Annotated in this window: 10 protein-coding genes; 3 read left to right on the plus strand and 7 right to left on the minus strand. The window is 44.8% G+C overall.

Going from position 1 to position 14,599, the window contains the following annotated elements:
- Positions 1-3: 3 nt before the first annotated feature.
- Positions 4-2,442, minus strand: a complete 2,439-nt coding sequence (locus tag E7Z59_RS13835; RefSeq protein WP_136336954.1) for a S9 family peptidase — start codon at positions 2,440-2,442, stop codon at positions 4-6.
- Positions 2,443-2,637: 195 nt separating this feature from the next.
- Here E7Z59_RS13835 and E7Z59_RS13840 point away from each other — a divergent pair, with 195 nt between their 5' ends.
- Positions 2,638-3,651, plus strand: coding sequence for a 3-oxoacyl-ACP synthase III family protein (locus E7Z59_RS13840; RefSeq protein WP_136336955.1), 1,014 nt, complete (start codon positions 2,638-2,640; stop codon positions 3,649-3,651).
- Between the two features lie 65 nt (positions 3,652-3,716).
- Here E7Z59_RS13840 and E7Z59_RS13845 read toward each other — a convergent pair whose 3' ends face one another.
- From E7Z59_RS13845 to E7Z59_RS13855, 3 genes are all read right to left on the minus strand, one after another.
- Complete coding sequence (locus E7Z59_RS13845) at positions 3,717-4,064, minus strand: four helix bundle protein (RefSeq protein ID WP_136336956.1); 348 nt, start codon at positions 4,062-4,064, stop codon at positions 3,717-3,719.
- Between the two features lie 112 nt (positions 4,065-4,176).
- On the minus strand, positions 4,177-5,220 hold the full coding sequence (locus tag E7Z59_RS13850; protein ID WP_136336957.1) for an HAD family hydrolase: 1,044 nt from the start codon (positions 5,218-5,220) through the stop codon (positions 4,177-4,179).
- Positions 5,221-5,296: 76 nt separating this feature from the next.
- A complete protein-coding gene (locus E7Z59_RS13855) occupies positions 5,297-6,871 on the minus strand; it encodes an arylsulfatase (protein ID WP_136336958.1) in 1,575 nt (524 codons plus the stop codon).
- Between the two features lie 284 nt (positions 6,872-7,155).
- Between E7Z59_RS13855 and E7Z59_RS13860 the strand changes: the two genes are divergently transcribed.
- Positions 7,156-7,572: a hypothetical protein gene (locus E7Z59_RS13860; RefSeq protein WP_136336959.1), complete on the plus strand. Its 417-nt coding sequence runs from the start codon at positions 7,156-7,158 to the stop codon at positions 7,570-7,572.
- A gap of 375 nt (positions 7,573-7,947) precedes the next feature.
- On the opposite strand, the gene E7Z59_RS13865 is transcribed toward E7Z59_RS13860, so the two are convergent.
- Together E7Z59_RS13865 and E7Z59_RS13870 are read right to left on the minus strand one after the other, a co-directional pair.
- Positions 7,948-9,525: an arylsulfatase gene (locus E7Z59_RS13865; RefSeq protein WP_199287170.1), complete on the minus strand. Its 1,578-nt coding sequence runs from the start codon at positions 9,523-9,525 to the stop codon at positions 7,948-7,950.
- A 588-nt stretch (positions 9,526-10,113) separates the two neighbouring features.
- Entirely contained in the window at positions 10,114-12,600 is a 2,487-nt protein-coding gene (locus E7Z59_RS13870) for a TonB-dependent receptor domain-containing protein (protein ID WP_136336960.1), read from the minus strand.
- A gap of 113 nt (positions 12,601-12,713) precedes the next feature.
- Between E7Z59_RS13870 and E7Z59_RS13875 the strand changes: the two genes are divergently transcribed.
- Positions 12,714-13,073, plus strand: a complete 360-nt coding sequence (locus tag E7Z59_RS13875; RefSeq protein ID WP_136336961.1) for a CoA-binding protein — start codon at positions 12,714-12,716, stop codon at positions 13,071-13,073.
- Here the strand turns inward: E7Z59_RS13875 and E7Z59_RS13880 are convergent.
- Positions 13,070-14,524, minus strand: coding sequence for a sodium:solute symporter (locus E7Z59_RS13880; protein ID WP_136336962.1), 1,455 nt, complete (start codon positions 14,522-14,524; stop codon positions 13,070-13,072). The genes E7Z59_RS13875 and E7Z59_RS13880 overlap by 4 nt on opposite strands.
- Between the last annotated feature and the right edge of the window lie 75 nt (positions 14,525-14,599).

Below are 14,599 nucleotides of genomic sequence, written 5' to 3' on the forward strand. Positions count from 1 at the left end.
CTATTAGTAAGAAGCAGAATCGTCTTCTTCTTCAGAATGGTTTTTGACATATTTCTCCAGCCATTGATCCTGCTCCCAAAGCATATGCATAATGCTTTCCTTGGCTCTGTAGCCATGACTTTCTTTGGGCAGCATTACCAATCGAACTGTTGCACCCAGACCTTTAAGGGCATTGAAATAACGCTCACTTTGCATAGGGTAGGTACCACTGTTGTTATCGGCCTCTCCGTGAATAAGCAGGAGAGGGGTCTTCATCTTATCGGCATGCATAAATGGCGACATGGTATAATACACCTCGGGTGCATCCCAATACGAACGCTGTTCCCGCTGAAATCCGAATGGGGTAAGGGTACGGTTATAGGCACCGCTTCTGGCAATACCGGCCGCAAAAAGGTCAGAATGAGACAAGAGGTTGGCTACCATAAAAGCCCCGTAACTATGTCCGCCTACAGCAACGCGATCGCGATCTATATACCCTTTCTCATCCAGGGCATCAATAGCAGCCTTGGCATTGGCCACCAGCTGTTTTCTGAAACTGTCGTTAGGCTCTTTATCTCCTTCTCCGATAATAGGAAAGGCAGCATCATCAAGAACTGCATAGCCTTTAGTTACCCAGAAAATGGGGGATCCATAACCGGGGAAGGTGAATTCGTTCGGATTTTGGGTGTTCTGACCGGCCGATTTTTTGTCTTTATATTCCCTTGGGTAGGCCCATAAGATCATGGGCAGCTTTTCACCACTGTTCATATCGTACCCTGCCGGCAGGTAGAGTGTACCGCTGAGGTCGAGGCCGTCTTCACGTTTATAGGTGATCACCTCTTTGTGAATATTGGCAAGGCTTTTATAAGGATTTTCAAAATTGGTTAAGGCCCTTGGAGCCATTCTTCTTTTAAGAGACCTCAGGTAATAGTTTGGATAATCACTTTTAGATTCAATACGAACCAGCAGCTCATCTTGCCCCGGTTTTAGATCGATCAGGGTTTCTTTTTTATCCTCCAGTTTTGAGGTGTATACCCGGTCTTTTTTCAAACTGCTCAGGTTGACTCTTTCAACAAAGGGGAACTGACCTTCAGGGGTAAACCCTTCTCCCATCATATAGGCATATTTACCTTTCTCCAGGTAAAGAACTTCGCGTCCGAACTCGTTTCTGGCAGTAACCGGATCTCCCGGGTCACTGTAATTGTCCTGATAATTACGATCTGCAATGATCTTTACATCACCTGATTTTGACGGGTTAAAGAGGTAGGTTTTTGTATTTCTGTTGTCGAACCAACGGTCATAAGCCATTGCCGTTTTTTCGTTACCCCATACAACTCCTGAAAACCTGTTCTTTACTTTTAACAGGGATTGGGCCTGCCCATTAAAGGGAGCCTCCAACTGTAATAGCTCATCGCGGTACTCTACATCTTTAGATGGGTCGCCTCCGTCTAGGGCTTCTACAAAATACAGGGTGGCTGCACGGTCTGCCCTCCAGTTAATATTGCGTTTCCCGGTATAGGTAGCTTCAAAACCTTTAGGGATGTCTTCTCTTAATGGCATCTCTGCAACGGTATTGACCATATTCCCGGTTTTGTCATAAACCGTAGTGGTTACCGGAAACCTGTAATAGGGTACAATATAGGAGAAGGGTTTTTTGATCTCTGAGATCAACACGTATTCACCGTTAGGAGATACAGAGATATTGTCGTACATGGCAGCTTCTTTCCAAAGTTCTTTTTCCCCGTTCAGGGATACTTTGTAGATGTCAGCTCGTGCCAGCTGCTCAAAATTAAATTCATCGTTCGGATTTTTTAGCAGATCCTGGTAGGTACGGTTTTGGGCTTTTTTTCCATCATTGGTAGAGATGGTAGGGCCTGTAGGTACACTATTGCTTGTGTTTATGAGCTCCTGTCTGTCTTCAGGGAGCATTTTTATCAACATTGCAGATCCGTCTGCCATCCAGTTGATCACATCCCCCATATTGGCGTTGAGCCCGGGCTCGGTTAATTGGTTCATTTTTCGTGCCTCCAGGTCCAGGATCCAAAGCTCAGCACCTGTGGAAGTAGTGTTGGTCATCGCTATGAATTTTTGATCAGGAGAGAAAGAAAAATTAGCGAATCGTGCATTTTCCGGATGCCCTTCCGGTTCATAGATGGTATTTCCTTTCGGATCTTTCATCTTTACCCGGTTGGTATAGCGCGTGCGGCTTCCAATATTGGTTACCGGGTTAATTCGTAATCCACCCAGTCGTAATTCTTTTTCAGACAAGGTAGCAATGCTGCTGTAATTATCTCTGTACAGTAACAGCATATTTTCATTGTCCTCAGTAAGTAGTACACTGGGGGCGGGAGTGGCATCTGCCAGTTCCAGGATCTCCTTGGAGGGTTTTTGATACCCGAGATTTTCCTGTGCGCTTACCCCAAGGCAGCTCAAAAGAAAAAGACCGATAAAAAAAGTTCTCATAAGCAAATTTTGATTTGTTAATAGTGTTTAATATTTCAGGTTGCGGAAGATAAGAATTTTAAGACGGCAATCCTTTTATTTACAATTTCCTTAAGAGAGTATTTTTAGTAATCCGTAAGGATTTGGGCACTTTTTTATGTACTTTTATTTTTTAGATTTGCCCTTCTAAGAAAAATTCAACAAAACACACTAAATATGTACACCTCACGTATAACCGGTCTGGGCTATTACGTTCCTGACCAGGTGGTAACCAACGACGACTTGTCGAAAGTAATGGATACCAACGATGAATGGATTCAGGAGCGAACCGGGATCAAAGAACGACGCCATGTAGTTAAAGGCGATGGTAATACAACCATGAGTATGGGCGTTAAAGCCGCTCAAACGGCTATAGAACGAGCGGGCATCGATAAAGATGATATTGATTTTATCGTATTTGCTACCCTAAGCCCGGATTATTATTTCCCGGGTCCGGGAGTGCAGGTTCAAAAAGAGTTGAAATTAAAACGTACCGTTGGGGCATTGGATGTAAGAAATCAGTGTTCAGGATTTGTGTATGCCGTTTCTGTGGCTGATCAATATGTAAAAACAGGGATGTATAAGAATATCCTTGTAATTGGTTCAGAGACCCATTCACCCGGCCTCGATATGACCACCCGTGGTCGCGGAGTGTCGGTGATCTTTGGCGATGGGGCAGGAGCCGCCATCATCAGCAGGTCTGAAGAAGAAGGTCGTGGCATTCTTTCTACCCACCTACATTCTGAAGGCGAACATGCCGAGCAACTGGCGCTGATCGCTCCTGGGATGGGGAAACGATGGGTAACCGATATCATTGAGGAAAACGACGCCGATGATGATTCCTATTTCCCATACATGAACGGACAGTATGTATTCAAACACGCCGTTGTTCGTTTCAGTGAGGTGATCATGGAAGGTCTGGCTGCCAATAACCTGGCTCCTACCGATATTGATATGCTCATCCCGCATCAGGCCAACCTGAGAATTTCTCAGTTCATCCAGGGAAAATTCAAACTCTCTGATGATCAGGTGCACAATAATATTATGAAATACGGAAATACCACCGCAGCCTCTATCCCGATCGCGCTCACAGAAGCCTGGGAAGAAGGTAAGATCAAAGAAGGCGACACCGTGGTGCTGGCCGCCTTTGGTAGCGGCTTCACCTGGGGAAGCGTTATTATGAAATGGTAAACAAAAAAACCGGCTGAGGCCGGTTTTTTTGTTTAATGATGAATGATGAATGATGAATGAGTAGTTTATCGTCTTGATTTAGTGGTTAGAATTATACTTGATATAATTTTTCTAAGAGATATATTCTCGTTTTTAAGAGTTTCATATTGGTCATTGTCCAGGAAACCTGAAATGTTTAAAAGGTCCAGCCAATATAAAGTTTCATTTGCCTCCTTTTGTGCTATGGACATTTTATGGATAAAATCTGCCTTCGATTCTGCATGTTCGGCTTCTCGGTATAAAGCACCAATGGCTGTTCCGGACTTCAGCATTTGTTTACTCATCACATATTCCTTTTTCTCAAGGGTTAGAATTTTGTAACAGTTAACTATTTCAAGAGCGAAGGCATTACTTTTTTCTTTTATTAGATTCATTAGGAATTATTTACAATCATAAATATAGATTATTTTCTACAAATCACATAATCCATAACCCATAATCCATAATCCATAATCCATAATCCATAATCCATAATCCATAATCCCCTTACTCCGGAAACACCCGATTCCAGTCATTCGCCATGTCAATCAGCGTCCATTGCCTCACGGCGGCGGTATCTAATCCTTTGTCGAGTTGCCCTACATGAGATTTCCGGTCATAGGCCCATTCTCTGATAGAGTCGGTATGATGCACATAGAGCTGCAGACTGGGTTGTTTGGTGGCCGAATACAGGAGCATCGGCAGGTCTCCATCAGAATTTCCTACTGCGATTGTAGGTACTTTTCCAATGAAGCGGTTAATGGCAACAGGCTTCCCTTCCTTATCGTCAATAAATTCGATCTCCGGGAGTCGCTTGATCATATATCTTCCGTTTTCCTGAACGAATTCGGTCTTTATGCTGCTACCTACCACCTGATAAGGAGGTACGCTATAGGTAACCTCTGCCCAGGATCGTAAAAATTCGAGTCCCCCGCCGGAAACAATAAATGTCCTGAATTTATTGGCCCTCAGGTAATTTAAAAGTTCCAGCATGGGTTGATACACCATCTGATCAAAGGGTTTACCGGTTTCAGGGTGCTGAGCAACCGACATCCATTCCTGAACGATTTTTTGGAATTCCTCGGGACTCATCCCGGCATGGGTGGTCATCACCAGGGTGGCAATGCCTTTCATCCCCTGGTCTTTCAGGCTTTCCATATCATTTTCGAGAATGGCCCGGTAGGGCTCTTCCGTTTTCCATTCGGGATGATCAGGTGCCATGGTCTTTACCCGGTCAATGGCAAAAAGGAGTTGGAAATATACCGGTTTCTCGGCCCACAGGGTACCGTCATTATCAAAGGTGGCAATGCGGTCTTCTTCAGGAATGAAACCGGGGCCACCTTCGGTGGTGGCAGCTTCTACGAAATCCATAATGATGTTTCTTGCGTTTCCTTCATTCCAGGAGGGGAGTGGATCGGCAGCATTGGCAGCCTCCTGTGCCGGGCTTAGGATGGGAGAGTTGCTGTTGGTTTCCTGTTTGCAAGAAAAGAGTAGCAGCACCGAAAAGATAAGACAGTGTCCGATATTGATTTTAAGAATATATGACTTCATAGTTGGCGGTTTTAATGAAAAGGGCCAGGCTGATAATGCTCCTGACCCTTGAGATTGTTGAAATAATTTTAAGAAATTAATTACTACCTAAATTGTCTTTCAGTTTCTCTTCAATACTGCTCAGATTAAAGGATCCCGGAGTTTGGCTTGGCGGATATTCCTTCATTGTCATTAGGAATTTTGCGGCCATTTGCTGAATAGGTACCAAAACAAACGCACGATCCAGCAGCCAGTCGTAATAGGTGTTGGAATTGTGCTGTGCTTTTTCAAACGGATCTCTTCTTAAGTTGAATACATTTGGTACTCTCAATTCTACAAACGGCTCTATCCATACCCCGAATTTTTCACCCCGGTTTTCCATGAATACCACCTTCCAGTCGTCGTAACGAGCGGCTACGATCTGCCCGTCATCGTTTACATACCAGAATTCACTTCGTGGACTCTTATCCGTTTCTCCTTTCAAATAAGGGTTAAGGTCATAGCCGTCTATGTAATTGCGATACTTTCGACCATTCAGCGTCGTACCATTCATAATCTTTTCTTTGATATCAGGAGCACCGGCAATAGCCGCAAATGTAGGAAGCCAGTCTTCATGGGCAACTATTCCGTTCAGGGTTACTCCTGCCGGGTATACACCTGGCCATCTCACAAAGGCAGGTACCCGATAGGCGCCTTCCCAATTGGAATTCTTTTCACTTCTGAAGGGCGTGGTTCCCGCATCGGGCCAGGTGTTATAATGCGGACCATTATCGGTAGAGTACATCACCACGGTGTTCTCAGTTATTCCGAGTTCGTCTAAAAGGTCCAGTAGTTCCCCAACGTGCATGTCGTGTTCTACCATTCCGTCAGAATATTCGTCTTGTCCACTCAGTCCGCGGTGTTCTTCTTTCACGTGTGTTCTGAAGTGCATCCGGGTTCCGTTCCACCAAACAAACCATGGAGTGCCGGCCTCATGATTCTTTTTGATAAATTCTTTGGCAGCAGCCACGGTTTCATCATCGATGGTCTCCATACGCTTCTTTGTTAACGGCCCAGTATCTTCTATACGTTGTTTGCCATTTTCTGCCCAGGTATGCAATACACCCCTGGGGCCGTAGGTTTCCCGAAAAGTCTTCCCGTTTTTCAACATCATATCCCCCGGATAATCTTCATTTTCGGGTTCTTCCTCGGCGTTGAGGTGGTAAAGGTTTCCAAGAAATTCATCAAACCCGTGGTTGGTTGGTAGGTGGGTGTCCAGGTCACCCTGGTGATTTTTCCCAAATTGCCCGGTGGCATACCCCTGACTTTTCATGACCGTGGCCATGGTAACGTCTGTCTCCTGCCATCCTTGCTCAGCTCCGGGAAGTCCCACTTTGGTCATCCCTGATCGTACCGGAACCGCCCCGCTGATAAATGCCGCCCTTCCGGCTGTACAACTTTGTTGAGCATAATAGTCAGTAAAAGCTACCCCTTCTTTAGCGATCCGGTCAATGTTGGGTGTTTTATACCCCATCATACCACGATTGTTGTGGCTGACATTCCAGGTGCCGATATCATCACCCCAGATCACCAGGACATTTGGTTTTTTGTTGTTTTGAGCGTTGACATGGTAAAGGGGGGAAATGATAAAAGCAATGGCTAAAAGCAGGCTGAAACTAAGATTCTTCAACATTCTTTACTTAATTAAGGAGTTATAAAAATTATCTTCCACAACAAATGCAATACCTTTTGAATCAGAAGAAATGACAGTAAAGGTTGGTCTTAGAAGATGACAGAAAGGGGGGGGGTAATCGATTGAAAATCAATTCAATAGCTTCAAATTTAGTTAAAAATATTAACAATCAATGATTTATTAGAATTTTGAAAGTCAGATGGGGTAAGTTTTGAATTCAAGGCCTCCATGTCTTTTAACCACTATTTTAATGGATGTTGTAACTTGTTATTTAAAAGAAGCACATGAGATTAAAACAAGCCTTATTTTTTTTACTACTTCTCCCTGTAATATCAGGATGTTCTGATAATGATGATGACACCTCCGCGGGACTTGTTGGAACCTGGCGATTGGAGGCTGTTTACTACGACCCCGGAGATGGGAGTGGCGATTTTGCATCGGTAGAAAGCAATAAGATAATCGAATTTTTGGCCGATGGTACTCTTATCAGTAACGGAGATCTCTGTACACTTTCAGAAGAAGCGGGGCAAGAAACCCGGGCCTCCTACAATGAAGAGCTTAGTGAGCTCTATGTGCCGGGTTGCCAGGGAGAATTAGCAGTGATGACCACCTTGCCCTTTGTTTTAGAAGGCAACCGTTTGGAGATCTATTATCAATGCATCGAGGGGTGTGGGCATCGGTACAAGAAAGTTAGTGGTTAGTGGTTAGTCGGGAGTCGGGGGGGCTCGATTATAGATGATGAATTATAGATTGTAGATGTAGTAGCGCCTCTAATTGATAGTCGTTTGCCTGAGTAGGGGAAATTCCTCTAGCCTCCTTTATCAGAATGCCACCTATTTTTAATAGATGCTGGCAGGTGAGCTTCTTAAGACGATCACTTTCAAATTTAAAATTCGGTGGAATTGGCAGATTGCCACACACTACTAAAGTAGGGTTCGCGAAGACGAATGTTTTGTAATCTCGCATAACCGCATAACCGCATAACCGCATAACCGCATAACCGCATAACCGCATAACCGCATAACCGCATAACTGTATAACAAAGAAAATCCCGGAGTTGCCTCCGGGATTTTTTTTTACTGTCTTGCTTTATTAATAAACTCTTCGACCACATTGGACATGTCGAACGATTTACCTCCTTGAACAGGGGGGTATTTGGCCAGGGTTTGCAGGTGGGCGCCCATCAACTCACCCATGGGCTGTATGAGCCAGGATACCTTTTGCATCAGGTGTCCGTAAGAATCAGTACTGTCGTAACTTTCATACGGGTCCATCCGGATATTGAATACCAGGGGTACCGTTCTGGGTATCACATTGGCGTAATAATCTTCTTTGGTGGAGAAGTGAAACTTCCAGGGGCCCATTCTTACCGCTGTTAGTTTACTTTCATAATAATGGAAGATATGGTTTCGGTTAGAATGATCCTGTTTTCCCATCCAGTAATCCAGGTTGTTAACACCGTCGATATATTGTTTTTTCTCTTGCATCATCTTCTCGGCTACATTGTCAACACCTGCGGCGGCTGCAAGGGTAGTAAAAAGGTCCTGGTGGGCCTGTATGCCATTCAAGGCTGTTCCTGCCGGAATTTTACCTGGCCAGCGAACCATACAAGGAACTCTGACCCCACCTTCGTAGGTGGTCATTTTTTCACCTCTGAAAGGCGTTGTACCACCGTGTGGCCAGGAAGCGTGCTCCGGACCATTGTCGGTAGAATATAATACAATGGTATTTTCAGCCAGACCCATTTCATCCAGCCAATCCAATACGAAGCCTATATCATCGTCGTGTTGCAGCATTCCTGCACCGTAATAATCGGCTTCGCTGGTGTATTTCTCAACCTTTTTCAACCATTCTTCGTGAATACGGGTATAGAGGTGCATTCTGGAAGTATTCAACCAGACAAAGAAGGGTTCATTATCATCTTTTGCGTTTTTCATAAAATCGATCGCCTTCGGGATCACTTCTTCCCGGTCGAACTCTTTCATTCGTTCCTGGGTTAATGGCCCGGTATCGGTGATACGCTGTTTCCCTACTTTTCCAAAACGCGGGTCTTCAGAATTATCTACTTCGTTAGTTGCAAAGGAGTGGATCACTCCGCGTGTACCAAATTTTTTCTCGTATTCTTCCAGGTTACCTGAATAGGCCTCCCCGAAATTCTGGTAATCACGTTGTTCGGCTTCTTCCTGGGTATTCAGGTGGTAGAGGTTTCCAAAGAACTCATCGAAACCGTGAACGGTGGGAAGGTGTTCATTACGGTCACCCAGGTGGTTCTTTCCAAAATGCCCGGTGGCATAACCTTCAGCCTTTAAAACCTCTGCCAGACTGGGCGATTCGGCCTTAAGGCCCAGGGCATCTCCCGGCTGCCCAACGGTAGTCATTCCCGAACGAATAGGATACTGACCTGTAATAAAGGCTGCTCTTCCTGCTGTACATGAAGGTTGAGCATAATGATCGGTAAACAGGGCTCCCTCGTTGGCAACCCGGTCGATGTTAGGGGTTCGGTAAGCCATAACTCCCTGTTCATAACAGCTGAGGTTCGACCATCCTATATCATCTCCCCAAATTACCAGGATATTGGGTTTGTCTTGTGCAAATACCCCTACACTAAAGCACATAAGGGTGAGCACCATTAATAATGATCTGAAATTCTTCATAAAGATTTTAAGTTGACGATTAACAATTTTTTTAAAGCCATAAAAGGAAGTAGATGGTGGTAATGGGATCTCAACCGCCTGATAGACAGCATGTTAAATATATAGAAAAAAATTTACTTTTAAATTCCAAATTCCGGGAAGGATGGTGATAGTTAATTCAGGCGTAGAATAACTTGCAAACCACCCCGGCCTTTCCCCAGCGCGCCGGCTGGCCCTTTCGCTAAAATGGTCCGCAGGACCATTTTTACACGCTCAGTCCTCCTTGAAAAAGGAGGGGATTAATAGCGTTTCCAAAATTGGCTTTTGGGATAAGAATCTAAAAAAAGGCATGGAGGTATAACTGGGAGATTGCCACGGCCTGCCTTTGCCAGTGCGCCAGCTGGCCCCTTCACTAAAAACAGCCTCTGGCTGTTTTCTTAACGCTCGGTCCTTCGCAAAGACGTATAACTGAAACCCGTACCCCGTCACTCGTACCCCGTACCCCATATAAAAGCAAAATCCCGGACAGTACTGCTGCGTCCGGGATCTCTGTTAATAACTATCAATTAACACTAACCATCAACTATTATATTGAATAGTTATTAAGTATTATAGAATACCGCCTCCACCACTCTTGGTGCGGTCATCACGTTGCTTACGTTGCAGAGCTCTGTTCTTACCGCTGCCGAATTGGTATGAGAGTCCGATAAAGATGGTGCGGCTTTCCCAGTTAAAGTGTCCTCTTTGCAGGTAGGGACGGTCGGTGTCAAAGCCCCATTGCGCCGTGTTGAAAATGTCATTGAAGTTCAGGCTCACACTTCCCTTGCCTTCTGCAAAGGTGTGTCGGGCGCCTACATTCACGAAATACAGCGGACGTTGTTCGATCTGAAGGGTTTCGTTGCGGCCCCGGTACAATCCGAAAAGGTTGAATGAAAGCTTCTTGGTGGCCTTAAAACTGTTGTTCATTCTAAGGTTCAGGATGTTATTATCTACTGAAATGGCGTCTGTGGTAATATCAACTTCGGTAGGGTTTTCAATTCCCGGATCCAGACGTTCGGTAAGTCCTCTCTGGGTTTGTGCAAAATATTCTGCACTCAGATTCACACTCCACCACTTGGCAAGGTTCAGGTTGGAATTCATTTCAATACCGAAGGCTTGGGTATCGTTAAAGTTATCCCAGGTAAGGATCTGTTTGGTCAGGTCAGTTCGGTCTACGAAAACTGCCCTGTTGATCTCATCGATGATCTCCCGGTAAAATGCCCCGAAGCTTATGCTTCCCAGTTTTTCCCATCGATGGGTATAGTTAGCCTCAAAAGAGTTGGTAAACTGGGGTAGCAGGTTTTGATTTCCGAATGAAGATATTTGTGGGGTACTCCATTCGCGAATAGGGTTTACCTGTTGCAGTCCCGGACGGTCTACCCGGCGGCTGAAACTCACCTGGTACTGATTCTTTTCGCTGGCGGCATATCTTACGAAGGCCGAAGGGTATACCTGGAAATAATCATCGGTAAACGAAGCGGCTCCGTTGGTTTCGGCCAGCACGCTCACATCTTCTACACGGGCACCTATCTGGTAGCTCCACTTTTCAAAATTCTGTCCGAAGGTGGCGTAGGCAGAATAGATATCCATCCCGTAAATAAAATTGGTTTGAGGGGTAGGTACCAGGTTTCCGCCGGCATCAAAGGTAAGCCCGGTAGAGGAGTAGTCTACATCGGTCTCAAAAAGCCTGGCCTCCAGTCCCATTTCCAACTTAGACTTCTCGCTTAAAGGATTTACGTAATCCAGGTTTATGATGGTCTGATCTCTTTCGGTGTCTACAAAATCCATATAATCGGGAATTTGCGAAAAGCCTGTAAAAGCGAAGTCGGCGTCCTGACTGTTCGAAAACAAGCTATAGTCGGCCTCCAGTCCAAGGTTGTGACCTTCTTTTTCAAAGTCCAGGTTATACACAAAATTATATTGCTCAGTTTGGTTATAATCATCAAAGGTGGCCATTTGATTGCCGTTTAGTTCGGGGGCTCCGATATTGGTGATGTCGGTGTCGCCGGTACCCAGGCCGTCAAAAAAGTTTTGATTGGTAAAAAAGGAGATAGTATTCTTTTCGTTCAGGTAAAAATCAAAGCCCAGTTTGTAGAGGTATGATTTGTTATTGTTGAGGAACAGGAAATTCTGGAATTGCTGCTCGTTTACAGGTGAGGCCGGGTTGTCGAGACGCTCAATAACTCCGGAATTAACATACTTTCCGATGTTGTTCCCATAATTCCCGTAAAAATTAAACTTTCCGCTTCGGTAGTTCATGTCTATAGAACCATTGAATTTGGCTTCGATCTCATAGCCTAATCCCATATTCACACTACCATTGAAGCCAATGTTAGCATTTTTATGCAGCACAATATTGATGAGTCCGCTCATTCCTTCCGGGTTGTATTTTGCTGAAGGATTGGTGATGAGTTCTATCTTTTTGATAGAAGTGGAGGGTATTTGCTGCAGTAATTGAGAGACCGGTACATTAGAGAGTTTTCCGTCTACCATCACCCTTACGTTACTGTTCCCGCGAAGGGAGATGTCGCCCGATTGCTGATCCACATTCACCGAAGGGATATTGTTCATGATATCGGCTGCAGTGGCCCCTTGGGTCGTCAAGTCTTTACCTACATTGATCACCTTACGGTCTATTTTTTGTTCTACCGTAGAGCGCTCTGCTACTACGTCTACGCCTTCGAGTTCGGTAACATTCTCCTTCAGGGTAATAACGCCCATATCTATTTTTCGGTTGCCTCTTTCTATTTTAATGGGTTGACTATAGGTTTCATATCCTATGAACTGAACTTCCAGGATGAGGTCTCCCTCTTCGATCTTATTGATCTCAAAAGTTCCGTCTTCAGAAGTGATGCCCCCGGTTAGGGTGGTGCTGTCTGTTGCAGATTTTATGGCCACGGTGGCGTAGGGTACGGGCTCCTGTAATTTCTGGTCAATGACCTTTCCGGTTACAGTTCCTATCTTTGCTTCAGGAGTTGAGGGGTCTGATGGGGAGGATGGTTGTGCAGTACTGATTGTGCTATACAGAATAACACAAAGCATGATAAGTGCTCTCATTGATTTGTTTTTTGATTGATGATTGATGATCCCGGATTGCTCCGGATGGTTACTTAATTGACGAGGGCTCTGAGATTTTGTTACAGGAGCTCAGTTATTTAACAGATTTTAACATGAAGAAAACATTGGTTTTAGGCGCTTCCACAAGGCCTGATCGCTACAGTTATATCGCTATAAAACGGCTCACCGGGGCCAATATCGATACTGTTGCGGTAGGTAGAAGAAAAGGGCAGGCCTGTGGCATTACCATCTTTGATGAGCCCATGCCCTTTAAGGATATTCATACGGTAACCTTATATCTGAATCCTCGAAATCAGGAACCTTATTTCGACTATATCGCAAGCCTTCAGCCCAAGAGGGTGATCTTTAATCCCGGGACCGAGAATCCGAAGCTCTACAGCTTTCTTGAATCCAAAGGGATCGAGGTGGAGGTGGCCTGCACCCTGGTTATGATATCTGTTAATAATTACTAGGCCGGAATGGCTTCTCCTTTTCTGCTGATCAACAGCAGTCCGGTAAAGGTCAGTGCTCCGTTGAGGATAAGGATGAAGAATCCGAAATCGAATCCGTAAGTACGCAGGCAGTAATCACTGATCAGGTATGACACAACTGGTGCAGCCAGTGAAATAATAGGTACCAAACGGTCTCTTACCTGTAGTTTTGTGAACAAACCAAAACTGTAAAGACCGAGTAATGGTCCGTAGGTATATCCGGCAAAAGTGAATAGTTTAGCAATGACACTTTCATTTTTGATCACGTACTTAAAGGTGATGATCACCAGGATAAGAAGTACTGAAAATAAAATGTGAATTCTTTTGCGAATTTTTACCTGGTCTTCCTTCGGGAATCTTTTCTCCAGGTCAACAATATCCACACTAAAGGAGGTGGTTAATGAGGTAAGGGCACTGTCGGCACTACTATAGGCAGCAGCGATCAACCCAATAAGAAAGAATACGAACACAGCGGTTCCCAGGTGCTCAGAGGCCAGGATGGCAAAAAGGTCATCTCTGTGGGCATCGATACCGAATTGGACAGCGTACTCGGTAAGCAGCAGTCCTAAAACCAGGAATACCAGGTTTACTATGGTGAGTACAATGGTAAACCAGAACATATTCTTTTGTGCATCCTTAAGGCTGCGGCAGGTCAGGTTTTTTTGCATCATATCCTGATCGAGCCCGGTCATTACCACGGCAATAAAAGCTCCTGAGAAAAATTGCTTCCAGAAATATTCTGCGCTCTTCACATCGTCAAAAAAGAACATTCTTGACATATCGCTATTGCTGATAAAGTTTATAAGTCCGGTCTCAGCAAGGTTGAGTTCATTGTAAACGCTTACCACGGCAACAACTACGGCCACCAGCATAAACAGGGTTTGCAGGGTGTCGGTGTATACAATGGTTTTGATACCGCTTTTAAAGGTGTACAGCCATATCAGGATAATGGTCAGGGTTACCGTTACCCAGAACGGCACACCAAGGGCGTCGAACAGAATGACCTGCAGCACATTGGCTACCAGGAATAACCGAAAGCTGGCGCCTACAATACGGGAGATCAGAAACAACCCGGCTCCCGTTTTATAACTGGCGTTACCGAAGCGATGCTCCAGGTAGGTGTATATGGAGGTCAGGTTGAGTCGGTAGTAGAGGGGTAATAATACCGTTCCAATGATGAAATAACCCAGGATGTACCCCAACACCATCTGCATATAGCTAAAGCTGGAAGCCTCTACCCACCCTGGTACAGAGATAAAAGTAACTCCGCTCAGGGTAGCTCCTATCATTCCGAAGGCCACTACGTACCATGGCGACTGCCGGTTTGCTTTAAAGAAACTCTCGTTGCTTTCTTCTTTACCTGTCAGGTAGGAAATAAAAATTAACAGCAGGAAATAGGCAGCTATCAGGGAAATGATAAAGATGGGTTGCATGCAGGTTAAGTTTTTGGTACGGCAAAATACAAAACTTCATTATATCCTGTTTAATGGTTGTTTAAAATCGTAAAT

This window comes from Robertkochia marina (assembly GCF_004799345.1).
Lineage (GTDB): Bacteria > Bacteroidota > Bacteroidia > Flavobacteriales > Flavobacteriaceae > Robertkochia > Robertkochia marina.